The sequence below is a fragment of the Salinibacterium sp. NG253 genome (assembly GCF_015864945.1).
GTDB lineage: Bacteria > Actinomycetota > Actinomycetes > Actinomycetales > Microbacteriaceae > Rhodoglobus.
This window is the reverse complement of record NZ_JADYWF010000001.1, coordinates 740,169-761,712: the sequence shown is the minus strand read 5'-3', so window position 1 is coordinate 761,712 and position 21,544 is coordinate 740,169. Positions and strand designations below refer to the sequence as shown.

Annotated in this window: 22 protein-coding genes; 14 read left to right on the top strand and 8 right to left on the bottom strand. The window is 61.9% G+C overall.

What is annotated here, in order from left to right; genetic code table 11:
- Positions 1-15: 15 nt before the first annotated feature.
- The gene (gene map / locus I6E52_RS03715) at positions 16-783 is read right to left on the bottom strand and encodes a type I methionyl aminopeptidase (protein WP_197154957.1); all 768 of its coding nucleotides are present in this window, start codon (positions 781-783) and stop codon (positions 16-18) included.
- Positions 780-1,445, bottom strand: coding sequence for a TetR/AcrR family transcriptional regulator (locus I6E52_RS03710; RefSeq protein WP_231601758.1), 666 nt, complete (start codon positions 1,443-1,445; stop codon positions 780-782). Before I6E52_RS03710 ends, map begins: the two co-directional genes overlap by 4 nt.
- A gap of 31 nt (positions 1,446-1,476) precedes the next feature.
- On the opposite strand from I6E52_RS03710, the gene I6E52_RS03705 reads away from it, so the two are divergent.
- The 5 genes from I6E52_RS03705 to I6E52_RS03685 all read left to right on the top strand — a co-directional run bounded on the left by I6E52_RS03705 (position 1,477) and on the right by I6E52_RS03685 (position 4,247).
- Complete coding sequence (locus tag I6E52_RS03705) at positions 1,477-1,962, top strand: MFS transporter (RefSeq protein WP_197124006.1); 486 nt, start codon at positions 1,477-1,479, stop codon at positions 1,960-1,962.
- A 130-nt stretch (positions 1,963-2,092) separates the two neighbouring features.
- Entirely contained in the window at positions 2,093-2,440 is a 348-nt protein-coding gene (rplS, locus tag I6E52_RS03700; protein WP_197124008.1) for a 50S ribosomal protein L19, read from the top strand.
- Positions 2,441-2,506: 66 nt separating this feature from the next.
- On the top strand, positions 2,507-3,262 hold the full coding sequence (gene lepB, locus I6E52_RS03695; RefSeq protein ID WP_197154955.1) for a signal peptidase I: 756 nt from the start codon (positions 2,507-2,509) through the stop codon (positions 3,260-3,262).
- A 3-nt stretch (positions 3,263-3,265) separates the two neighbouring features.
- Positions 3,266-3,901, top strand: coding sequence for a ribonuclease HII (locus tag I6E52_RS03690; protein ID WP_197154952.1), 636 nt, complete (start codon positions 3,266-3,268; stop codon positions 3,899-3,901).
- A gap of 22 nt (positions 3,902-3,923) precedes the next feature.
- On the top strand, positions 3,924-4,247 hold the full coding sequence (locus I6E52_RS03685; protein WP_009772690.1) for a DUF2469 domain-containing protein: 324 nt from the start codon (positions 3,924-3,926) through the stop codon (positions 4,245-4,247).
- A gap of 63 nt (positions 4,248-4,310) precedes the next feature.
- On the opposite strand, the gene I6E52_RS03680 is transcribed toward I6E52_RS03685, so the two are convergent.
- Positions 4,311-7,229 carry an FAD-binding and (Fe-S)-binding domain-containing protein gene (locus tag I6E52_RS03680; RefSeq protein ID WP_197154950.1) on the bottom strand — a complete coding sequence of 973 codons (2,919 nt, stop codon included), beginning with the start codon at positions 7,227-7,229 and terminating at the stop codon, positions 4,311-4,313.
- A 28-nt stretch (positions 7,230-7,257) separates the two neighbouring features.
- Here I6E52_RS03680 and I6E52_RS03675 point away from each other — a divergent pair, with 28 nt between their 5' ends.
- The gene (locus I6E52_RS03675; RefSeq protein WP_197154948.1) at positions 7,258-7,872 is read left to right on the top strand and encodes a LysE/ArgO family amino acid transporter; all 615 of its coding nucleotides are present in this window, start codon (positions 7,258-7,260) and stop codon (positions 7,870-7,872) included.
- On the opposite strand, the gene I6E52_RS03670 is transcribed toward I6E52_RS03675, so the two are convergent.
- The gene (locus I6E52_RS03670; RefSeq protein ID WP_197154946.1) at positions 7,832-8,380 is read right to left on the bottom strand and encodes a GNAT family N-acetyltransferase; all 549 of its coding nucleotides are present in this window, start codon (positions 8,378-8,380) and stop codon (positions 7,832-7,834) included. The genes I6E52_RS03675 and I6E52_RS03670 overlap by 41 nt on opposite strands.
- A 102-nt stretch (positions 8,381-8,482) precedes the next feature.
- Between I6E52_RS03670 and I6E52_RS03665 the strand changes: the two genes are divergently transcribed.
- From I6E52_RS03665 to dprA, 4 genes are all read left to right on the top strand, one after another.
- Positions 8,483-8,989: a hypothetical protein gene (locus tag I6E52_RS03665; RefSeq protein ID WP_197154944.1), complete on the top strand. Its 507-nt coding sequence runs from the start codon at positions 8,483-8,485 to the stop codon at positions 8,987-8,989.
- A 94-nt stretch (positions 8,990-9,083) separates the two neighbouring features.
- Complete coding sequence (locus I6E52_RS03660) at positions 9,084-9,440, top strand: YraN family protein (RefSeq protein WP_197154941.1); 357 nt, start codon at positions 9,084-9,086, stop codon at positions 9,438-9,440.
- Positions 9,437-10,969, top strand: a complete 1,533-nt coding sequence (locus tag I6E52_RS03655) for a YifB family Mg chelatase-like AAA ATPase (protein WP_197154939.1) — start codon at positions 9,437-9,439, stop codon at positions 10,967-10,969. Before I6E52_RS03660 ends, I6E52_RS03655 begins: the two co-directional genes overlap by 4 nt.
- Before the next feature lie 2 nt (positions 10,970-10,971).
- The gene (dprA, locus tag I6E52_RS03650; RefSeq protein ID WP_197156927.1) at positions 10,972-12,249 is read left to right on the top strand and encodes a DNA-processing protein DprA; all 1,278 of its coding nucleotides are present in this window, start codon (positions 10,972-10,974) and stop codon (positions 12,247-12,249) included.
- Between the two features lie 50 nt (positions 12,250-12,299).
- Here dprA and I6E52_RS03645 read toward each other — a convergent pair whose 3' ends face one another.
- From I6E52_RS03645 to I6E52_RS03635, 3 genes are all read right to left on the bottom strand, one after another.
- On the bottom strand, positions 12,300-13,136 hold the full coding sequence (locus I6E52_RS03645) for an alpha/beta fold hydrolase (protein ID WP_197154937.1): 837 nt from the start codon (positions 13,134-13,136) through the stop codon (positions 12,300-12,302).
- Positions 13,137-13,150: 14 nt separating this feature from the next.
- The gene (locus tag I6E52_RS03640) at positions 13,151-13,882 is read right to left on the bottom strand and encodes an alpha/beta fold hydrolase (RefSeq protein ID WP_197154935.1); all 732 of its coding nucleotides are present in this window, start codon (positions 13,880-13,882) and stop codon (positions 13,151-13,153) included.
- An 83-nt stretch (positions 13,883-13,965) separates the two neighbouring features.
- The gene (locus I6E52_RS03635; protein WP_197154933.1) at positions 13,966-15,084 is read right to left on the bottom strand and encodes an alcohol dehydrogenase catalytic domain-containing protein; all 1,119 of its coding nucleotides are present in this window, start codon (positions 15,082-15,084) and stop codon (positions 13,966-13,968) included.
- Positions 15,085-15,179: 95 nt separating this feature from the next.
- Between I6E52_RS03635 and I6E52_RS03630 the strand changes: the two genes are divergently transcribed.
- From I6E52_RS03630 to I6E52_RS03615, 4 genes are all read left to right on the top strand, one after another.
- Positions 15,180-16,754, top strand: a complete 1,575-nt coding sequence (locus I6E52_RS03630) for a helix-turn-helix domain-containing protein (RefSeq protein WP_197154931.1) — start codon at positions 15,180-15,182, stop codon at positions 16,752-16,754.
- 315 nt (positions 16,755-17,069) lie between these two features.
- On the top strand, positions 17,070-18,590 hold the full coding sequence (gene putP / locus I6E52_RS03625) for a sodium/proline symporter PutP (protein WP_197154930.1): 1,521 nt from the start codon (positions 17,070-17,072) through the stop codon (positions 18,588-18,590).
- 252 nt (positions 18,591-18,842) lie between these two features.
- A complete protein-coding gene (locus I6E52_RS03620; protein WP_197136101.1) occupies positions 18,843-19,772 on the top strand; it encodes a phosphodiesterase in 930 nt (309 codons plus the stop codon).
- Positions 19,773-19,847: 75 nt separating this feature from the next.
- Complete coding sequence (locus I6E52_RS03615; protein WP_197154929.1) at positions 19,848-20,720, top strand: NADPH-dependent oxidoreductase; 873 nt, start codon at positions 19,848-19,850, stop codon at positions 20,718-20,720.
- On the opposite strand, the gene I6E52_RS03610 is transcribed toward I6E52_RS03615, so the two are convergent.
- Complete coding sequence (locus I6E52_RS03610) at positions 20,707-21,525, bottom strand: SDR family oxidoreductase (RefSeq protein ID WP_197154928.1); 819 nt, start codon at positions 21,523-21,525, stop codon at positions 20,707-20,709. The genes I6E52_RS03615 and I6E52_RS03610 overlap by 14 nt on opposite strands.
- Positions 21,526-21,544: the final 19 nt, after the last annotated feature.

Here is a 21,544-nt window from a genome sequence, read left to right as displayed (position 1 = left end):
GTGCGCGGACTGCTCCTACTTGCGAGCGGTAAGGACGAGCGGGCCGTCTGCAGTCACGGCGACGGTGTGCTCGAAGTGGGCCGCGCGCGAGCCGTCAGCACTGCGCAGGGTCCAGCCATCGTCATCCGTGTAAATGTCGTCGGTGCCGATCATGAGCCACGGCTCGATGGCAAGGACGAGACCTGGCTTGAGCGGCATTCCACGACGGGCTTTTCCATCGTTGGGGATGTGCGGGTCGCCGTGCATTTCGCGGCCAACGCCGTGCCCGCCGAAGTCCAAGTTCACTTCGTAGCCGGCACCGTAGGCGACGTCTCCGATGGCTGCCGAGATGCCGCCGATGCGATTGCCAACGACAGCCGCGGCGATGCCGGCATCAAGGGCGCGAGAGGTGGCATCCATGAGCTTGAGGTCTTCGTCACGGGGAGTGCCCACGGCGAAGGTGATCGCAGAGTCGGCAACCCAACCATCGACCGCAACAGCGAAGTCGAGGCTGACAAGGTCGCCATCTTTCAACGTGTAGTCGTGGGGGAGTCCGTGCAGGGCCGCGTCGTTAACGGAGGTGCAGATGACCTTGCCGAACGGCGAAGCGCCAAAGGAGGGGTGGTAGTTGATGTAGCAGCTCTCCGCGCCACGCTCGCGGATCATGCTGTGCGCGAGGGCATCGATCTCGAGCAGGTTGGTGCCCACCTTGGATGCTGCTTCGGTAGCGGTCAGCACGCTGGCCACAAATTCACCTGCGGCCTTCATCTCATTGATTTCGGCGGGGGTTCTCAACTCGATCATGCGGTAGCTGCCTCTTTCGTGTGCGGTGCCAAGAGTTGCGCAATGAACTCTCGGAGCTTGTCGATAAACGGTTCTTCACCGCGCGGGTCATACAAGAATGCACGCTCTAACAGTGAATCGGCGATTTCTACCGTCACTTCGATATCGAACGCGAGCGCATCCGAGGCGGGAACTTTGTAGGTAGTGACAAGGAGATCGGTCAAAATCTCTGCCAACGCAGTGTTGTTGCTCTTGCGATCAACGTTGAAACGGCGGTCGATGATGTTGCCGAATGACAGCACTCGAAAACCTGGTTCGGTGCGGCAAAAATCGACGTAGAGATCGATGGCGGTGTTGAGGGCTTCGAGGCCCGTGGTGGCACGCTTCGCGAGGGCTGCCGAAAGCCCGGCGCGATACTTATCGAAGTTTCGCGACGCGAGGCCACGAAGAAGCGACTGGATGTTGGGAAAGTAGCGATAGATCACGCCAACCGAGGAGCGTGACCGCTTTGCGACTTCACTCGTGGTGAGGGCATCAATGCCTATTTCGTCGAGCAGTACAGCGGCCGCATCGAGGAGGACGTCGATTCGTTCTGCGCTTCGCTGCTGCACTGGTTCGGTGCGAACGATCGCGGTGTTGGGCACGGGGGACACCAAGTCTTTCGGTTCGATGCTTCTCAGCATTCCTGATCACATCGAAGATACCCTGAGAAGCATGATGATCAGGCGTGCGTTTTATTACTGGCAGTTCATCGCAGTACTGGTGTTGCCCGTGTGGGTGCTGATTGCGCGCGGAATCTACGGGTCGAGTGTGGGCTGGGACTTCGTTCTGTTTCTCATCCTGTGCCCGATATTGGCTTTCGCGCTGCTCGCCATCGCCGGTTTGACGGTCGCCCGCAAGAGTGTTCGCGACTCGAAGAGCGTCTCGTGGATTGATGCCGGGCTGCTCACGGTCTGGCATGCGGCCATCATCATCTATGGCTTTGTGGATGCCTCGTTCCCGGCCGCCCTCATTGTGATCGTCGCTATTGCAGCGTTCTGGATCGCCCTCTGGCAGCTGGTTACCGAGACGCGCAACCGCTTCACGAGCCTTGTTGAGGGCTTCGAGCGCGATGCTCAACGGCCGACCTACCCGGGGGAGAAGCTCGACAATGGTCGCGTGATCATCCTCGAACCGGATGAGAATGGTAATTTCGACTAAATCTGTGGCAGAATTATCGATTGTGCTCGCGCACGACTCTGCCATGAGGGCGTCGTAACCGCTTGAAGCACAAACTTTCTTATCTAACTAAGTGCGTTCGACTCATGGCGGGCGCAGAGAGCGATCACTAATGCATATTCTCGATGACGTCGACAAGGCGTCTCTCAAAGACAACATTCCTGACTTCCGTGCCGGCGATAACGTCAAGGTTCACGTAAACATCATCGAAGGTACGCGCTCGCGTATTCAGGTGTTCCAGGGCGTAGTTATCGGTCGTTCGGGCCACGGCGTTCGCGAGACCTTCACGGTCCGCAAGATCAGCTTCCAGGTCGGCGTAGAGCGTACCTTCCCGGTTCACTCGCCTGTCATCGACCACATTGAGGTTGTATCGCGCGGACTCGTCCGTCGCGCCAAGCTGTACTACTTGCGCGATCTTCGCGGCAAGAAGGCAAAGATCAAAGAGAAGCGCGACAACTAACACGACTCGCAATTCACAAACCAACGGCTCCCAGCGGCATATGCTTGCTGGGAGCTTTGGGGTTAAATGACAAACGAAACTGTTGAAAACACGCTGCCGGGCAGCCGTGGCGGTACTCGCCATGCAGCCAAGAAGACCGGCGGGTGGAAGCTCTTCCTTCGCGACCTCGTCATCATCTTCGTCGCGGCGATTCTGATCTCCTTTGTGATCAAGACGTATTTGGTGCGGTCGTTCTATATTCCGTCGTCGTCGATGGAGAACACCCTTCAGATCGATGACCGAATTCTGGTTAATCAGCTTGAGCCTGACCTCTTCGCGATTGAGCACGGAGACGTTGTTGTCTTCACTGATCCCGGCGGCTGGCTCCCCGCTATCTCCACCGAACCGCAGAACTGGTTTGTCGGCGCAGTGGATGGCGTTCTCGCCTTTGTAGGCCTGAGCGCTCCCGACAGCAGCAATCACCTCATCAAGCGCGTCATCGGGCTCCCGGGCGACACCGTGGAATGCTGCAACGAATTCGGGCAAATTGTTGTCAACGGCATCCCGCTGGAAGAGCCGTACATCAAGCTTCCCGATGCGGTTACTAAGGCCACTCAAGAAGATTTCTCTGTCACCGTTCCCGATGACTCCATTTGGGTGATGGGTGACAATCGCTATAACTCTGCTGACTCCGCCTTTCACAAAGACGATCCCACTGGCGGTTTCGTGAAGATCGATTCTGTCGTCGGACGCGCCATGCTCATCAGCTGGCCGACCGAACGGTGGAGCGTCCTCGATAACTACTCCACGACGTTCCAACGGGTCACGCAGAACGCCGAGTAGACGGTGGCGGTAGCAGACCCGAATAGCGACGTTGAGCTCGAACTCTTTCGGGCGGGCGCGCTGGCAGTTATTGGCTGCGACGAGGTAGGGCGCGGCGCGATTGCGGGCCCCGTCGGCGTCGGGATGACCGCCATGACGCCCGCACACGGCGTCTGGCCTGTGGGATTGCGCGATTCCAAGATGCTCAGCCAGAAACGTCGCGAACTCCTTGAGCCGCTCACGCTCGAGTGGGCGCCGCTCTCCGCCGTGGGCTATGCGGATGCCACCGAGATCGATGCCATCGGCATCACCGCTGCCCTCGGGCTCGCGGGCAAGCGCGCGCTCATCCAGCTCCACGAAGCGGGGCTCGACATCATGGCGTCCATAGTGCTGTTGGACGGCAGCACCGACTGGCTCAGCGGCGCCCTCACCGTTGCGCCGCGAGTGCACACCCGCGTCAAGGCCGACCGTGACTGCGTATCGGTGGCTGCGGCATCCGTGGTGGCTAAAGTGCAACGCGACAAACTCATGATTGAGGCCGACGCGGAGTACCCCGGCTATGGCTGGCCGAGTAACAAAGGCTACGGTTCGGCTGCGCATTTCGAGGCCGTGCGAAGTCTTGGTGCCACCGAACTTCATCGGCACACATGGTTGCGGTAGTGCGGCCTACAATAAAGGCAGCATGGATGAAGACGAGTTTGAAGACTACGACCGCGAGGTCGAGCTTGCGCTGTATCGCGAATACCGCGATGTAGTGAGCCAGTTCCGTTTTGTCATTGAAACGGAACGGCGGTTTTACCTCGCCAATGAGGTCGATTTGGTGCGCCGCGATACGGAGCACGACTTCTACTTTGAGCTCTCGATGACCGATGTGTGGGTGTGGGATGTGTACCGTTCCGACCGCTTCGTGAAGAGCGTTCGTGTGCTCACGTTCAAAGACGTCAACATCGAAGAACTCAGCGCCAAAGACCTCGAACTGCCGAAGGAACTCGCGCTCGACGAATAGCGCGTGTCGCTGGTTGGTCTGCTGACACGTGGGTCGGGTGGCTGGCTGGCTTTCGCTGAGCCTCTACCGCTCGGGCAGCGCGGCGGCGAGAACCTCCGCGAGATGCTTGCCCTCGGTGTTCGCGAGCTGTGATGCCTGAGTGCGACACGAGAAGCCGTCGGCGACGAGTGTGCTGTCGGATGCCGCTTCACGCAGAGCAGGCAGGATGCCGTTCTCCGCGACCGCGACCGACACGTCGTAGTGCCCTTTCTCCATGCCGAAGTTTCCGGCCAGCCCGCAGCATCCGCTGATCTCGGTGACGGTGGCTCCCGTGCTGGCAAGCAGGGCACGATCGGCGTCGAAACCCATGACAGCGTGCTGGTGGCAGTGCGGTTGAACGACGAAGGTGTGCTCGTTGAGGGCGGGCGGGGTCCAGCGTGGCGGGCCCAGCGGTGCCGGGGCGGTGAGTAGCTCGGAGAGCGTGAAGGTCGAACGCGCGACGGCCGCCGCTGCGGGGCTGTCGGGCAGGAGCTCGGTTAGGTCTGAGCGCAGCACCGCCGTGCACGACGGCTCAATGCCCACAATCGGGATGCCGCGGTCGGTGTACTGAGAGAACTCGCTCACCAGATCGGTGAGCTTCTGGCGCGCGCCCGCCAACTGCCCGGTGGTGATCCAGGTGAGACCGCAACACACATCGCGTTCCGGAAGCAGGATCTCGTAGCCCGCCGCATCCAGCACACGAATCGTGGCGCGCGCGATGTCGGGCGAAAAGTTGTCGGTGAAGGAATCGGCCCAGAGGAGGATCTGGGGGCGCGGGGCTGAGTCGCGGTCGGCAAGGCTGGCGGCGGCGGCTGAGGTGGCGGGGGTTGCCCGTCCTGCGGGGGCTGCCTCGGCCGGGGGCGCCGCGCGCAGGGCGCGAGCCTCGGAGCTCGAACGGAAGGGGTGACGGGCGAAGGCGGGGAACGTGCGCCGAGCATCCATTCCACCGGCCCACAGGGCGAGGCGTCGCACAAGCGGTACGCGCAGTAGGGCGTTCGCGAGCGGGGCGATCGGCGAGATCAGGCGTGCCCAGCGCGGCAGTTGCCCGAGCAGGTAGTGGCTGCGTGGGCGGAGCTTGCCCTCGTAGCGACGGTGCAGCACTTCGGCTTTGAGCGTGGCCATGTCGACGCCGGCGGGGCAGTCGCTCGCGCAGGCTTTGCAGGAGAGGCAGAGGTCGAGGGCGTCGTGTACCTCGGGCGAGTTCACTCCGCCCGAGACGAGGGTGCCGTTCGCCATTTCTTGTAGCACGCGGGCGCGACCGCGGGTGGAATCCTTCTCGTCGCCGGTCGCTAAGAACGAGGGGCACATAACGCCGTGGCTGGCCGAGTTGTCGGCGCGGCACTTGCCGACTCCGACACACCGGTGGCTCGCCGTCGTGAGATCGCCATCGTCGTCGCTGAACGCGAAACCGTTGACTTTGATGAGCGGCAGCGCGGCCGGGCGGCGCAACGCGGCATCGACCGGCGCCGGGTCGACAACGATGCCCGGGTTCATCAGATTGTTCGGGTCGAAGAGTCGCTTGAACTGCCCAAACAGCTCGATTGCGGCGGGCGAATACATGCGCGGCAGCAGTTCGCTACGTGCCCGACCGTCGCCGTGTTCGCCCGACAGCGAGCCGCCATGGGATGCGACGAGGGTGGCGGCGTCATCCACGAAAGCTCGCAGAACTGCGCCATCCGTCGCGAGGGGAATATCGAGCCGAACATGAACGCAACCGTCGCCGAAATGGCCGTACGGCATCCCTTCGATGTTGTAGTCGGCCAACAGAGCGTCGAAGTCTCGCAGGTACGCGCCGAGGCGTTCCGGCGGCACCGCGGCGTCTTCGAAGCCGGGCCAGGCTTGCGTTCCGGATGCCGTGCGCCCGGCGAGACCCGCCCCATCTTCGCGGATGCGCCACAGTTGCTTCGCGGCCACCGCATCGGTGATGACGCGGGACTCGATGGCGGCAGAATCGGCGGCCAGTCGGTTCGCGCGCTGGAGAGTCTCGGCGGGGTCGTCGCCCGTCACTTCCACGAGCAACCACCCGGCGCCTGCGGGCAAGGCGGCGACGGCGCGGGCTCCACGGGTGCGGCTGACGGCATCCACGATTCGGGCGTCGAGGCCCTCGATGGCGGTCGGGTGGTGAGCGAGTAGCGCGGGAACAGCGTCGGCGGCAGTCGCCATGTCGGGGTAGCCAAGGGCGACGAGCAGCGGATGCTGGGGCTGAGCCACGAGATCGACGGTCGCCTCGAGCACGGTCACGAGACTGCCTTCGGTGCCCACGAGGCTGCGGGCCAGGTTGTTGCCGTGTTCGGGCAGGAGGTGTTCGAGACTGTAGCCCGACACCTGACGGCCGAAACGCCCGAGCTCGGTGCGGATCGTCGCGAGGTTGCCACTGACGAGGGCGGGGAGACCGTCAACGATGCTCGGGTTGTTAGCGGCGGTGAATCGCCGCCCGAGGCCATCGACCACGTCGAGGTTTTTCACATTGTCGGCGGTTTTACCGAACTGCAGGGAATGAGCTCCGCAGGCGTTGTTGCCGATCATGCCTCCGACGGTGCAGCGCGACCACGTAGAGGGATCGGGGCCGAAGCGCAGACCATGAGGCTGCGCGGCGGATTGGAGAGCCGCCAAGACGGTGCCGGGCTGCACGCGGGCGGTGCGAGCATCCGCATCGATTTCAAGAACGTGGTTCAGATGGCGGGAGAAATCGAGCACGATGCCGGTGCCGATGGCATTGCCCGCGACTGAGGTGCCGCCACCGCGCGAGGTAAGCGGAGTGCCGCTGTCGCGAGAAATGGACAGCGCTGCGAGCACGTCGTCCGTGTCACGCGGAAACACGACCACGTGCGGCACAACGCGATAGTTCGAGGCATCGCTCGAGTATTCGGCACGGCGGCGCGTGGAGTCATCGACTTCGCCACCGACGGCGGATCGGAGCGCATGAACGACTTCGCTGCGATCGTGCAGAGAAGTGTCCGGCATCTTCCTATTGTGCCTCTAGAGTCAATTCATGCCCCTGATTGCCACCATCGTGCTTGCCGGATTCGGCTTCGGGCTCTCGCTGATCATCGCCATTGGTGCGCAGAACGCCTTCGTTCTGCGGCAAGGATTGCGCCGCGAACACGTCACCGCAGTGGTGCTGGTGTGCACGCTTTCTGACATTGTGCTGATCATCGCCGGTGTCGCAGGACTCGGCGCCCTCATCGAGCAAGCGGGCTGGCTGCTCGTGATCGCCCGCGTCGGTGGTGCGCTCTTCCTCCTCGTCTACGCGTTTCTGTCGCTGCGTAGGGCGGCCCGACCGCAAGCACTCACCGCAACAGCATCCGGGGCGGGGATGACGCTCGCCGCCGCCCTCTCGACGGCGTTCGCGCTCACCTGGCTCAACCCGCACGTGTATATCGATACCGTGCTGCTGCTCGGCTCCATCGGCGGCACCTATGGCGACAACCGGTGGTGGTTTGCCCTCGGAGCGTGTCTCGGCAGTGTCGTATGGTTTGCGGCGATTGGTTATGGCAGCCGGTACTTGCGGCCACTATTTGCCAAGCCGATGGCGTGGCGCGTGCTCGACATCCTGATCGCCATCATCATGGTTGTGCTGGCAGCGAGTTTGCTCGCCGGGCTGTGAGGTCGAACATCCACTCATTAACTCGAATGGGATGCCCCTTCGGATACTCGAAGTCAGCTTCGCCCACGAGCGTGAAACCAGTGCGGGCACACAGAGCATTGGATGCCGCGTTGTCGGTGCGAGGAAACGCAAAAACCTGATCGCGTTCGCCATTGTCTGCCGCGTGCTGCAGGCATTCGGAGAGGGCGGTGGAGGCTATGCCGTGGGCCTGATGGGCGGAGTGCACGCTCCACCCGGTTTCGTAGACATCGCGGTCGCGCCACCGCTTCTTCCAGTACCCCACCGAACCCACCGGCTCTGCCACCGAGGAGGACCGGATGCGGAACATGCGCGCGTCGCCCGTCTCCCACAGATGCAAAAACTTGGCATGTCTGGTGACGATCTGTTGATCGCTTTCGGGCCCGCCGAGATAGACCGTCATCTCGGGCGTGTTGCTGCGTTCGAGCACGGGAAGATCGTCGACCTGCCACCGCTCAAGCCATACGTTGCGCTCCGAATCGCTCGTCATACCGGCACGATACCCCGAGTGCGGTGTCATCATCCACGAAGCGTTAATGAAAATTTATTACCTTCTCTAGGCAGTGGGGTCACGGCGTGCTAGAAATCAACTATGCGTAGTCATGGAGTCGCTCTTATCGGTATCGCGGTGGTGCTCGGGCTTGCCGGGTGCGTGTCGACTGAGCCACACGCAGCCGAATCAGCGGGGCCGGCGGGCGAGTCTGGCGTCGTGACAGAGGGGAGCAAGTGGGAAATGCCACTGCTCAGCGCTGACTCTAACTTTCTGAACGATGACTCTCCGTACTCGGTGCTCTTCGAGCAAGTGGATTCCGGCTCACACGAATACTCACTGCCTCCTCTCGGTGACTCCGTCGACCAACTCTTTCTCGCGATTGGCTGCGACAGGAGCTCCCCGTATGAAGTGGCGTTGGTTTCTGGTGAAACGGTCGTGGATAGCACGTGGGCGAGTAACTGCGCCAGTGAGCGGGGCACACCAGCATCGACCTATCTCACTTCGTCGCTCGAGGGTGACCTGTCGACGTTGACGCTAAGGGTCACCGTTGACGACGGTGCTCGGTTCAGCGTCTCGGTGTTCGAAGCGGCGAGTGCTGCCGACTAGGTCACTAGTCCTCCCCAGTGCGTCACGCGGGGAAGTCTTCTCCCATTCGTGCTGGGCCACGTTCTTGGGCATGCTCAGGCGCGACTCTTGAGCCATGGCAGCAAAAGACGAACTAGGTGCGCACGGCGAAATCCTCGCCGCCGACTACCTCATCAGTGCAGGGCTCGAGATCCTCGATCGCAATTGGCGGTGCTCCCAGGGCGAACTCGACATTGTGGCGCGCGAGCGCAACGAGCTCGTGTTCGTCGAGGTCAAGACTCGTTCGAGTGTGCTGTTCGGGCATCCGTTCGAGTCGATCACTGCCACGAAACTCGCACGTCTGCGACGACTCGCTGCGGCCTGGTGTGACGATCATCCGGGATCTGGTGCTTCCGTGCGCATCGATGCCGTTGCGGTGATTGTGCCCTCGCGCGGAGTCGTGGAGATCGAACACTTGAAGCGCATCTCGTGATCGGCAGAACCTACGCCGTCTCCCTACTCGGCCTCGAGGGTGCGATCGTCGAGATAGAAGCAGACCTCTCCAACAACCTTCCCGGATTCGTGCTCATCGGCTTGCCCGATACTGCGCTTGGCGAAGCGAAAGACCGCGTGCGGGCCGCAGCGACGAACTCCGGCTGCGGTCTACCCAACCGCAAAATTACCGTCAACCTGTCGCCGGCTGCGTTGCCCAAACACGGCTCCGGTTTCGACCTGGGAATAGCCGTCGCGGCGCTCGCCGCCTCCGGAACTATTTCTGCAGAATCGATCGACCGGGTGCTCCATATCGGAGAGCTCGGTCTTGACGGGCGCTTGCGTCCGGTGAACGGTGTGCTGCCCGCAGTGCTCGCCGCATCGCGGGCCGGATTCACAACAGTGATGGTGCCGAGCGGTAATGCCGATGAAGCGTCGCTCGTGCCAGACATGCATGTGATCGCAATGCCGTCACTGCGGGATGCCGCCATTTGGCATGGCGGAGAATTCGAGCCTGAGCCCGTTGAGGTGATTACGCGACCGACCCCCGAGGCGGCCCCGGACACCGGTGGCGACCTTGCCGACATGATCGGCAGTAGCGATGCGATCGACGCAATGCTCGTCGCCGCAGCCGGTGGCCACCACGTGTTCCTGCTCGGCCCTCCCGGGGCTGGCAAAACCATGCTTGCCGCGCGACTGCCCGGGCTCTTGCCCGACCTCGACCCCCAAGCAGCTCTCGAAGTCTCCTCCATTCGCTCGTTGGCCGGGTTGCCGGTGGGCAGCAGCCTCACCACCCGACCACCCCTCGAAGCGCCCCATCACACGGCGACGGCCGCGGCGCTCGTGGGCGGCGGCAGTTCCCAGATTCGTCCGGGTGCTGCCGCCCGAGCCTCCGACGGAGTGCTCTTTCTCGACGAAGCACCCGAGTTTGCGCCGGCAGCGCTGGACGCACTTCGGCAACCGCTCGAATCGGGGGTCATCAGCATCCATCGGGCCAATGCCATTGCCCATTTCCCTGGCCGCTTCCAGCTCGTGATGGCGGCCAACCCCTGCCCCTGCGGGCAGTGGGGTGCGCGCGACAGCGAATGCACGTGCCCGCCGAACAGTCGTCGCCGATACCTTGCCCGCCTGTCGGGTCCGCTTCTCGATCGCATCGACATTCAGTTCCGGGTTGAGCGAATCACCAGTGCTCAGCTGCGGCTAGCGGGAGAGCGGCCGTCTCTCTCGACGGCGGATGCCCGCGCTCGCGTCACAGCGGCCCGCCAGCGTGCAGCCGCTCGCCTCGAGACCACGCCGTGGCGGCTCAACTCGCACGTGCCGGGTTCGTACCTGCGTGGGCGCGAACTGCGGCTCGCCCCCAAGGTCACGGCGGGGCTCGACCGCGCGCTCGAGCGCGGAGGCATCACGATGCGCGGGTACGACCGCGTTCTGCGCGTCGCCTGGTCACTCGCTGACCTCGCCGACGATTCCCGACCCGACGACACCCACGTCGGGCAAGCGCTTTACCTCAGAAAGGCCATGGCACAGTGAGCATGTTTGGACTCAAAGAATCAGAAGTTGCGACCCTCGTGAAAGCGGTCAGCGTCGACGGCGGTGAGCACTTCGACCGCGATGCGATCGAAGAACGGTTCGCCCGTGCGACGTGGAGTGGCCTTGCGGAACCCGGCGATCGTCTTGCGGGTCGCGCCATTCAGCAACTCGGTGCTGTGCGAGCGCTCGCCGGCGTTGTCGAACGGTGGGACCCAGAACGCTTTACTGCTGCTCTGTCAACGGGTGGCGACACGGTGGCTGACGACGATATGGCCCAAGCCATCGACCGGTGGATGCCACGGCTCAAGTCGAACACCGCGCTCATCGCTCTGCGTCAAGCCGCCCGTTTCGGCGCGCGACTGCTCACGCCCAGCGACACCCTGTGGCCGTCGCGGCTCAACGATCTTGATTGGCACGCGCCCTCGGCGCTGTGGGTTCGCGGAACCGACGAAGCTCTCGCCGGAATCGATCGCGGCATCGCCCTCGTCGGTGCGCGCGCGGCGACCGGCTATGGCGAACACATCACGATGGAAGCTTCCGCCGGTCTCGTCGATCGTGGTTACACGATCGTGTCCGGTGCCGCCTACGGAATCGACGGTATGGCCCACCGCGCTGCTCTCGCCAGCCAAGGACTCACTGTCGCCTTTCTCGCCGGGGGAGTAGACCGCTTCTACCCGAGCGGTCACGACGCGCTCCTCGGTCGCATCGTCGAAAACGGTGTGGTGATTTCCGAACTCCCGTGCGGCTCACCACCAACAAAATGGAGATTTCTTCAAAGAAATAGATTGATAGCTGCAGCGAGCATGGCGACGGTCGTTCTCGAGGCGGGCTGGCGATCCGGTTCTCTCAATACCGCTGGCCACGCGGCCACCTTGGGCCGACCGCTGGGAGCGGTGCCCGGCCCGGTCACGAGCGCTGCCTCCGCGGGCTGTCATCGTCTCATCCGTGACTACGATGCCGTGTGCGTCACCAACCCCGACCAGATGGCCGAGCTCGCACCCCTCGAGCAAGCGCTCCTGCCGGTCGACGAGGCGACAGACTCCGGGGGCACTACAAGAACGCAGAGTGAGCATCCGGATACTGGCAGCCCAGCCAACACCGAGACCACACGCCTTCTCGACGCCCTCAGCGCTCGCAGCGCCCGCACCACCGATGACATTGCTGCGCGCAGCGGCCTCGCGATCTCCACGGTCCGCGCGCAGCTCGGGTTGCTCGAACTCGACGGTCGCGTCGCCGAAACGGAGCGCGGGTGGAAACTCGCAGCGAAGAACCGCGGCTAGCGGAGCTGGGCTACGCGGTAACCGCGCAGCCCAGCACCGAGCCAGCTGTCTTACTCTGCCGGTGCGACGGCTCCGGTCGATTCGGCGGGCGCACGGCCCTCGAGGATGTCGACGAGCGTTGCGTTCCATTCGCTGCGGTTCTCGATGAATGCAACGTGTCCGCTGTTCTCGAAGAAGGTCAAAGTCGAGTTGGGGAGCAAACGGTGAGTTTCTTCGCTCCAACGCGGGTCCCAGATGGCGTCGTGCCGCCCCGAGAAAATGTGCACCGGAGTCTGTACCGACGGTAGAGCGCTGCTCAGATCGGTGTCGAGCAAAGCCTGGAAACTCGAGACGCCAACAAACGCCGGAACCTTCCAGCCAGTCTGAACGAACCAATCGCGGGTCGCCGTGAGATCAGTGCGGTGGAAATTGTTTCCATACAGTCCAGCGATGGTCTCGATGGGCGCAATCTTGATCGCCTCGACAAGCCCCTGAACCTCTCCCTCGGGAGTGCCATAAGGCGCATCCTCAGTGCCAGAGAATCGTGGGCCACTTCCCGTGATAACCACGCGAGCGAGCTTCTCCGGGTGTTCGTGAGCAAATTTGAGCGCAATATGACCGCCCATCGACCATCCGACGAGGGTTACGCGTTCGAGGCCTAGTTCAGAAACGAGGACATTGAGATCGCGAACGAAGAGATCGTAGTTGTAGTCTCCCCACGGCTTATCTGAGCTGCCGTGTCCACGAAGATCTACAGTGATGCAACGGTACGACGGCGCGAGGTCTAAGACCTGCAGATCCCACGCATCCCCACTACCTCCCCAGCCGTGAACGAAAACGATTGCTTCACCGGTTCCACGGTCTTCGTAATGCATGGTGATTCCGGGCTCAACCTCGATGTCGGGCATGATTATTTCCTTTCTTAGTGCAGCTGATTGGTGATGAAAGTGGTGATCAGATCGGCGATGAGCTGTGGCTGCTCCAGCTGGAGTAAATGCCCCGCCTCCGAGATTTCGTGATACTCGGCTTGAGGCAGCTGACGGGCCAGGTGGCGCCCGTTGGCAACCGGCACAATCCGGTCGGCAGCGCCGTGAATAATCACCGTGGGAGAAACGAAGTCACACGGAGATCCGGTCGCCATGAACTGTTGCGCAGCATCGAACTGCCTCTGCCACACCGACGCACTGGTTGGGTACACGGCTCGCTCGCTCAGTATTCTCTCGAATTCGTCAGGATGCTGGTGGGGCCAGTCTTCGCTGAACGACAGCGGCATGGTGCGCCTGGCGTACTCGGCGGGCGTGAGTCCGCGGGCGTCAGCCCACGCATCCATCGTCGATTGAGGAACCGGATCAGCGCCAGGGCCTCCGCAACTGGTACTAACGAGAACCAGACCGCGGACGAGATCCGGGCGAGACCGTGCAAGAGTCTGGGCGATATAGCCGCCCATGGAATGGCCGACAATGATGAGCGGTCCGCCCAGAGACTCCACTGCCAGAGCAGCATCGGCTGCGAGGTCCGCGATTGACGTCGACGCATCAGTGTCCTCAGAGAGGCCCGTGCCGCGATTGTCGAGACTCCAGAGCCCGAAGTCCTGGCCCAACGCGGCCCGCAATCGCTGGGCTTCCCAACTCGCGTACCCGAGCCCGTGGATCATGAGAATTCTCGGTGTCCCGGTTCCTTCGAGGTGAAGTTTCACATCATCGGCGGTCTGTACCGAACGCCTGAGTAAGCTCACGGTCACACGCTCACTTCGGGAAACTCGATTATCTGCCGCACAGCATCGCCGTTCGCGAGAGTCTCGAATCCTTCATTAATATCTTTCAATTCGATGCGAGCGGTGATGAGGTTCTCAATAGGAAGCAGTCCCTGACGCCACAGATTTTCGTAGTAGGGAATGTCGCGTGACGGCACCGCTGAACCAAGGTAGCTGCCGACGATCTCGCGAGCTTCCGCTACGAGTTGCAGTGGTGAGATGCGCACTTCTGCTTCGGGCCCGGGCAGGCCGACGCTCACCGTGCGCCCACCGGGTGCGGTAAGTGCAACAGCGGTTTCGAACGCTCGCGCGACGCCCGCGCACTCAATGACGACGTCTGCGGTGAAACCAGCATCGACAGCTTGCTCGGGGGTGAACGTTGCGGAAGCACCGAGTTCCAGGCCCAAGCCGAGTTTGCCCACATTCGCATCGATGCCAACGACCGTCACCCCAGGAACGGATGCGGCCACCAGCAGCGCAGCCATGCCGACGCCGCCAAGCCCGACGACAGCGACGGTCTGTCCGGCAGTCGGCCGACCAGCATTGAGCACAGCGCCGCCTCCCGTAAGCACGGCGCAGCCCAAGACAGCCGCAATATCCGGAGGCACATCCGCTCCGACAGCGACGAGTGATCGAGCATCCATCACCGCATAAGTGGCGAATGCTGACACGCCAAGGTGATGAGCGACGGACTCATCGCCGGCGTGCAAGCGCCTGCCTCCGTCAAGAAGGGTTCCTTCGCCGTTCGCGTGTGACCCCGGCGTGCAGGGAAGGCGACCGCCGGTCTGACACGCCGCGCACGTGCCGCAGCGGGGGAGGAATGCGGCAACAACACGTTGCCCGATGGAGAGGCCGGCGACATCGGAACCGATTTCTTCGACGATCCCTGCGGCTTCGTGCCCCAGCAGCATAGGCAATGGCCGAAGGCGGGAGCCGTTGACGACGGAAAGGTCAGAGTGACAGATCCCTGCCGCTTCTATCCGGACCAGAACTTCGTGGGGGCCAGGCGGATCCAATTCGAGCTGCTCGATCGTGAGCGGGCTCGACGTTGAGTAGGGGCGAAGAGCATCGGATGTTCTCAACACTGCACCGAGGATTCTCATTTACCGGGTTCTCCCTTGAACATGTAGCAATTGTGCTGCCCGTCGCCGGTGGCTTTCTATGTACTCGGAACACAAGTTGATGAAACAATATGTAAATGGCTCCACACATTGGTTCGGAAGCTCCCATACTGCGAGAAGTAGCAGAAGACATTTCTGCGCTTCATGACCCTGACTTGATCCTCACGGGACTCGTTCGACGGGTGCGTTCTGCGGTTGGCTGCGAACTCGCGTATCTCAGCTTGAACGAGAGCTCGACCCGCACTACTGAGATTCAGTTCTCCGACGGCATCCTGACGCCTGAATACGCTGCGATCCGCATGCCCATCGGCACGGGAGTGCTCGGGATGGCGGCGGCCGGGTTCATGACCGAGTCTGCCGATTACTTGCGCGATGTTTCGAGGCTGCACATCGAGTCGGTGGATGAGGCCGTGACGTCCGAAGGTGTGCGGGCAATCTTGAGTACGCCGCTGCGTGCCGGTGGTGATGTGGTTGGTGCGCTCACGGTCGCGAATCGTACCGCTGGAGCCTTCACGCAACGTCAGAAAGAGACCCTTGTCGAGGCCGCACTGATCGGCTCGATCGCGGTCGACGTGTACAACCTTCGGAGGCGGCTGGAGACCCAGGCCGAAGCATCGAAGCGCGAGATCGACAATCTCCTGTCGAGCTCTGAAGTCGAGACCATCCAACTTCGGGCATCCGATCAGTTCTCGGCGGCGCTCGCTGCTGGCCAGGGCACGGTTGAGCTGCTCGAGATCGCGTCAATGGCGGTGAGAGGTCGTGTCACAACTGGCGACAGCGACGAAGGTTCCAGCCTGGCTGATAGTGCTAATTCGATCCCCCTTGATGCGGGAGGCGCAATCCAGGTCTCCGATGCTGACCCGCGTCTTGTTCAGGCGCTCGCACCGACCATTGCGACGTTTATCTCGATCTCACTGCTGTACGAACGAGCGATCGAGGATGCGCGGCACTTCAGGGAATCCGAAGTGGTCGAGCGTGTGATCGAACCAACTCGTGACGGTTCTGGGCCTTCTGTGCGTTTGGGGCTGCCGGGAACAGGGAGTGTGGAGGTCACGGTCGTCGAGATCGAAGACCCGAATGCGCGTCGCGCGGCGTTGGCATCGCTGCGCAAAGGTATGGGAAGGGATGCGATCGCGGCCGAGCGGCGGGGGTCGATCATCGTCATCGTTCGCAGTTTTCCCTCGATCGCGGAACGCCTGTCCGAATGCATCGGTTCGTTCATCTATTTCGGGGGAATCGCGGCGGCGGTATCCGAAGCTGAGATTCCTACCGCGTACGCCGAGGCCGCGCGCCTGGCCAGATCAATGCGCGCCTTGCATCGGCCACGAGAACTGGCGGCAAAAGCATCCCTTGGTGTGGTCGCGTTTGCAGTAGGAGGCTCAGGAGAATCTGCGGAACTCTACGTCGCTGATCAGTTGGGGCCGCTAATGGGTGGCACGTCTCGAGATCGGCGCTTGTTGGAAACTGCCTTGCGCTATCTCGACACTCAGGGTTCCGTATCCGGCGTCGCTTCGAGTCTTTCTATTCACGAGAACACCGTGCGCCAAAGGCTGGAGAGGCTCGATCAGTTGCTCCCCGGGTGGCGTGAAGGGTCTCGAAGTCTGGATGTGCACATCGCGTTGCGGACACACGCAGTGTTGGATGCCGAATAAGGCGCTGTCCGCGAAGCGGGTATCGGGGGCCCGAGCATCCCCATCACACGCCCCAGCCGCCCCGAACATGCTGCCGGTCAGAAAGAATAAGAACGGTATTCGGCGAAGCACCGCAAGGGGCGAAAGCTGTGAATGTCGCGCACGTCACGCAAGACTCCTGTGCAAACGTGAGAATTGTGCGGCATCACTGCGTTCTGATCAGTAATCATTAGATTTCATTACGCTTTATGTGTGACATTTTGGATTGTTACTAATCCTTATCTCTGCGAGGGTAGACAGGCTTAACCCACGCACATGCATGAGAAAGGCAACACTGTGAACGATCTAACCTTCCAAATTATTGCGATGGTCATTTATATGGCCGCGATGCTTGGCATTGGATGGTGGGCGTACAAGCGAACCACTGACCTTGACGACTACATGCTCGCTGGCCGCAAGCTCAGCCCCGGCGTCGCAGCCCTCAGCGCCGGCGCATCCGATATGTCCGGCTGGCTACTCCTCGGACTCCCGGGAGCGTTCTACGTCGGCGGCCTCGTCGAAGGCTGGATCGCCATTGGCCTCACGGTTGGCGCCTGGCTCAACTGGAAGTTCGTAGCCCCGCGACTGCGTTCCTATACCGAAGTATCGAAGAACTCGATCACGGTGCCGAGCTTCTTTGAGAACCGCCTGCGCGATAAGACGCACATTCTGCGCATCACCGCCGGCATCATCATCCTCGTCTTCTTCACGTTCTACGTCTCCTCCGGCATGGTGGCTGGCGGAAAGTTCTTTGAGAGCGCTTTCAACTCTGAATACCTCCTCGGCATGCTGCTCGTGGGTGGCGTTACCGTTCTTTACACCCTCTTCGGTGGCTTCATTGGTGCGACATACACCGACGTCGTGCAGGGCATCATGATCTTCCTCGCGCTTATCGCTGTGCCGGTCATCGGCATCTCGCAGGTCGGTGGAGTCGAAGGCGCCATCGAATCGATTCGCGCCGTTAGCTCTGAAGAAGTCGACATGCTCAACCTCTTCGGCGGTTCTGCAATTGCAGCTATCTCTGCAGCAGCGTGGGGCCTTGGTTACTTCGGCCAGCCGCACATTCTGGTTCGCTTCATGGCGCTGCGTTCCCCCGGGGATGCCGTAGCCGGTCGCCGCATCGGCATCAGCTGGATGATCATTTCGGTTCTCGGTGCCATGGCATCGGCCCTCATCGGTGTTGCGTACTTCCAGCAGAACCCCGAACTCTCGCTGAATGACCCCGAAAAGGTCTTCCTCGAGCTCTCGCAGATCTTCTTCCACCCGCTGATCGCTGGGTTCGTTCTTGCCGCAGTGCTTGCCGCTGTGATGAGCACGATCTCTTCGCAGCTGATCGTGTCGTCCTCGGCTCTCGTCGAAGACCTCTTCAAGATCATCGCCAAGAAGGAAGCAACGCCCAAGGCTCAGGTCGTTCTCGGTCGTATGGGCGTGCTGGTCGTTTCGATCATCGCCATCCTGCTCGCGCTGAACCCCGACTCGTCTGTGCTTGAACTCGTTTCGTACGCGTGGGCCGGCTTCGGTGCAGCGTTCGGTCCGATCGTGCTGCTGTCGCTGTTCTGGCGCAAGCTCACCACTCCTGGTGCGATCGCGGGAATGATCGCTGGTGCGGTGACGGTTGTGATCTGGGGCAACATCGATGCGCTCTCTGGCGTCATGTACGAGATCGTTCCTGGCTTCTTCCTCAACGTCGTCGTAGCTGTTGTCGTGAGCCTGTTCACGTTCACCCACAGCGACAACATCGTTACCGAGTTCGACTCTGCAGTCGAGGGTGTTCGCACTGGAACGGTCACGTTGCCCGTCTTCGAGAAGAAGGACTAATGCGCTGGCCTAGCGGCGCACGCTAGCTAGGTCGACAACATGAAATGTCCGCTCCCACAATTGTGGGAGCGGGCATTTTTCGTTAACGCTGCCGGAGTGACGCTCAGTCCGGGTCCGAGCGGATCGCGTGCGACGAGATCAGATCCCCGCTGTCGGAGCTTGGTCAGGCTCAGTGCTCGGCCTGCAGGAGCGCGTCCCGCAAAGTTCTCAGAATTCACGGCGGATGACAGGGGCGCGCCCTAGGCTTGGCTTGTGATTCAACTCGGCCAATATCCTGCCCCCAGCCACGTCATCGCGCATGTCAGCGACACTCATCTGCTCGCCGGCGGTCGACCGCTGTATGGCGCGGTCAATACGATCGCTCACCTCGAGCAGGCACTTGCTCAACTTGAGCGCTCGACCGCGAACCCTCAAGCCATCGTGTTCACGGGAGACCTCGCCGATCTGGGCGAGCCCGACGCTTACGTGCGTTTGCGTGCAATCGTTGAGCCTGCAGCGAAACGCATGAACGCGGAGATCATTTGGGTGATGGGTAATCACGACGAGCGCGCCCAGTACTCATCGCTGCTGTTCGACGAAGAATCGGATGCCCCGCAAGACCGGGTCTACATGATCGACGGATTGCGCATCATCTCTTTCGACACCACGGTGCCGGGCTACCACCACGGCGAGATCGGTGACGAACAGTTGGAGTGGCTGCGCAACGAACTGGCCACCCCGGCACCGCACGGCACGCTGCTGGCGGTGCATCATCCGCCCATCCCTACTCCGATGTTGGAGGCGATGGGGATGCTTGAGCTGCAGGGGCAAGACCGGCTCGCGGAGGTGCTGCAGGGCAGCGACGTTCGCGCGATTTTAGGCGGCCATTTGCACTATTCGACACATTCGACTTTCGCTGGCATCCCTGTTTCCGTCGCGTCAGCGACGTGTTACACCCTCGACCTCAGTGCCCATGAACGACTGCTTTCCGGAGTTGACTACGGGCAGTCGGTCAACGTTGTGCACGTCTACGAGAAGCAGACCGTGCACTCGATCATTCCGGTCGGCGACACCACGGAGATCACGGGCCACTCTGCTGAAGCGTGGGCGCAAGTCGAAGCGATGACGCCCGAGCAGCGCCTCGAGACGTTCTCAGCCAAAAACTCCACGTTCAATGCGGCAGAAGTGGCGGCCTCCGACTAGCTCGAGCTTGCTGCACGATTCTTGCTCGCGTCGCGTGTGCACGAAGCATCCAGTGCGCCGTGAAATCATTGAACTATGACTTTGGGCTCAATAAACACCGCACGAACATCTCGAATCGAACAAGAGCAGCGGGAGATTTCCCCCGAGTTCATCACGGACACGATTCGGGTGCTCACGAGCCACGAGTCGATTCGCAGCTTTGAGCCGACGCCGATTGCGGCGGAAGCGCTGGAAGCAATCTTGGTGTCTGCCCGCAGCGCCCCGACATCATCTAACTTGCAGGCGTTCAGCATCATCGTCGTTGAGGATGCAGAGCGCCGTGCTCGCCTGGCTCACCTAGTTGGCGACCAGCGCTACGTCGCTGAAGCCCCTGTCATGCTGATCTTCTGCGCCGATGTGTCCCGTTTTCACTACCTCGCCGAGCGACAGGGGCACACATTCGACGCTGACAACCTCGAAATGTTCCTTATGGCATCCGTAGATGCCGCTCTCGCGCTTGAGAACGCGCTAGTCGCCGCCGAGTCGCTCGGGCTTGGCGCTGTTCCTATTGGTTCGGTGCGCAATCAGCCTTCGGCGATTGCCGCCGAGTTGGGCCTGCCCCAGGGAGTCTTTGCCGTCGCTGGTCTCACTCTCGGTCATCCGCGGGAGGGAGTGCGTCGGGGAACAAAGCCGCGTTTGTCGAGCGAGGCCGTTGTGCACCGGGAACAGTATTCAGGTGACGACATCGAGAAGCACGTCAGCGACTACGACGACGTCATGATTGCTAACGGTCTCTACTCCGGCCGTCAGGTCACCAGCGCAGGCGTGCAAATTCCTGATTCGGAATATGGTTGGGCCGAGCACACCGCCCGCCGCACCAGCAAGCCAGAGGGCGTAACGGGGCCGTCGGTTGCGATGCGCGACCACCTCAAAGACGAGGTCGAAGCGCGCGGTTTCAGGATCCGTTAGCGCTAGCGGCACGACTTGCGCGCGCGACGAAGACCATGATTAGTGGTTGCGTGACTTTCATCAGAGCCCAGATGAGTTTGTAGCGCACGCTGGGCACAGAGACGGCGCGACCGCGTGCCGCTGAACGCAGGGCGGAGCGAACCACGAAGCTCGCATCGAGCCACATCCACTTCGGGGCCATGTCGGCGCGCTCAATGCCGAGTCGAGCGTGGAACTCAGTGCGGACAAACCCGGGCGCGACGGCGCTGAAGGTCACGCCGCGGTGGCGGTAGTGGGCGTTGGCCCAACGGCTGAAACTGAGCGGCCATGCTTTTGCCGCGCTATAGAGCCCGAGCGGGGCGCCCGCAGCGATGCTGGCGACAGTAAGTACGGTGCCGGATTCTCGGCTGAGCATGCCGCCGAGCACTGCGTGGCTGAGGCGGAGGGGCACGGTGGCGAGGATCTCCAGCATTCGCTCTTCGTCGTCGATGGAGTTCGATTCAAACTCTTGCGCTAATCCGTAGCCGGCGTTGTTCACCAGATAGCTGATGGGGGCATCCGCCGAGTGCAAACGCTGCTCGACAATCGCCCGTTCGTCGACGTTGGTGAGGTCGGCCTTCAGCACTTCGGCGGTGACGCCGTAGCGTGAGCGCAGGTCGGATGCGACAGCCTCAAGTCTGGCCAGATCTCGCGCTACCAGAACAATGTTGTAGCCATCAGAAGCGAGTTGATGGGCGAACTCCGCCCCGAGGCCGGAAGTTGCTCCTGTGACGAGTGCGGTGCCGCGGGCCGTGCTGGCCGAGGGGCGTGGAGGCTGAATGGTCATCCCGAAACGCTATCGCGTC

What these genes read in the sequence shown, in the direction of transcription:
- map (WP_197154957.1), bottom strand. Translation starts at nt 783, where the DNA reads ATGATCGAGTTGAGAACCCCCGCCGAAATCAATGAGATGAAGGCCGCA.
- I6E52_RS03710 (WP_231601758.1), bottom strand. Translation starts at nt 1,445, where the DNA reads ATGCTGAGAAGCATCGAACCGAAAGACTTGGTGTCCCCCGTGCCCAAC.
- I6E52_RS03705 (WP_197124006.1), top strand. Translation starts at nt 1,477, where the DNA reads ATGATGATCAGGCGTGCGTTTTATTACTGGCAGTTCATCGCAGTACTG.
- rplS (WP_197124008.1), top strand. Translation starts at nt 2,093, where the DNA reads ATGCATATTCTCGATGACGTCGACAAGGCGTCTCTCAAAGACAACATT.
- lepB (WP_197154955.1), top strand. Translation starts at nt 2,507, where the DNA reads ATGACAAACGAAACTGTTGAAAACACGCTGCCGGGCAGCCGTGGCGGT.
- I6E52_RS03685 (WP_009772690.1), top strand. Translation starts at nt 3,924, where the DNA reads ATGGATGAAGACGAGTTTGAAGACTACGACCGCGAGGTCGAGCTTGCG.
- I6E52_RS03680 (WP_197154950.1), bottom strand. Translation starts at nt 7,229, where the DNA reads ATGCCGGACACTTCTCTGCACGATCGCAGCGAAGTCGTTCATGCGCTC.
- I6E52_RS03675 (WP_197154948.1), top strand. Translation starts at nt 7,258, where the DNA reads ATGCCCCTGATTGCCACCATCGTGCTTGCCGGATTCGGCTTCGGGCTC.
- I6E52_RS03670 (WP_197154946.1), bottom strand. Translation starts at nt 8,380, where the DNA reads ATGACGAGCGATTCGGAGCGCAACGTATGGCTTGAGCGGTGGCAGGTC.
- I6E52_RS03665 (WP_197154944.1), top strand. Translation starts at nt 8,483, where the DNA reads ATGCGTAGTCATGGAGTCGCTCTTATCGGTATCGCGGTGGTGCTCGGG.
- I6E52_RS03660 (WP_197154941.1), top strand. Translation starts at nt 9,084, where the DNA reads ATGGCAGCAAAAGACGAACTAGGTGCGCACGGCGAAATCCTCGCCGCC.
- dprA (WP_197156927.1), top strand. Translation starts at nt 10,972, where the DNA reads ATGTTTGGACTCAAAGAATCAGAAGTTGCGACCCTCGTGAAAGCGGTC.
- I6E52_RS03645 (WP_197154937.1), bottom strand. Translation starts at nt 13,136, where the DNA reads ATGCCCGACATCGAGGTTGAGCCCGGAATCACCATGCATTACGAAGAC.
- I6E52_RS03640 (WP_197154935.1), bottom strand. Translation starts at nt 13,882, where the DNA reads ATGATCCACGGGCTCGGGTACGCGAGTTGGGAAGCCCAGCGATTGCGG.
- I6E52_RS03635 (WP_197154933.1), bottom strand. Translation starts at nt 15,084, where the DNA reads ATGAGAATCCTCGGTGCAGTGTTGAGAACATCCGATGCTCTTCGCCCC.
- I6E52_RS03630 (WP_197154931.1), top strand. Translation starts at nt 15,180, where the DNA reads ATGGCTCCACACATTGGTTCGGAAGCTCCCATACTGCGAGAAGTAGCA.
- I6E52_RS03615 (WP_197154929.1), top strand. Translation starts at nt 19,848, where the DNA reads ATGACTTTGGGCTCAATAAACACCGCACGAACATCTCGAATCGAACAA.
- I6E52_RS03610 (WP_197154928.1), bottom strand. Translation starts at nt 21,525, where the DNA reads ATGACCATTCAGCCTCCACGCCCCTCGGCCAGCACGGCCCGCGGCACC.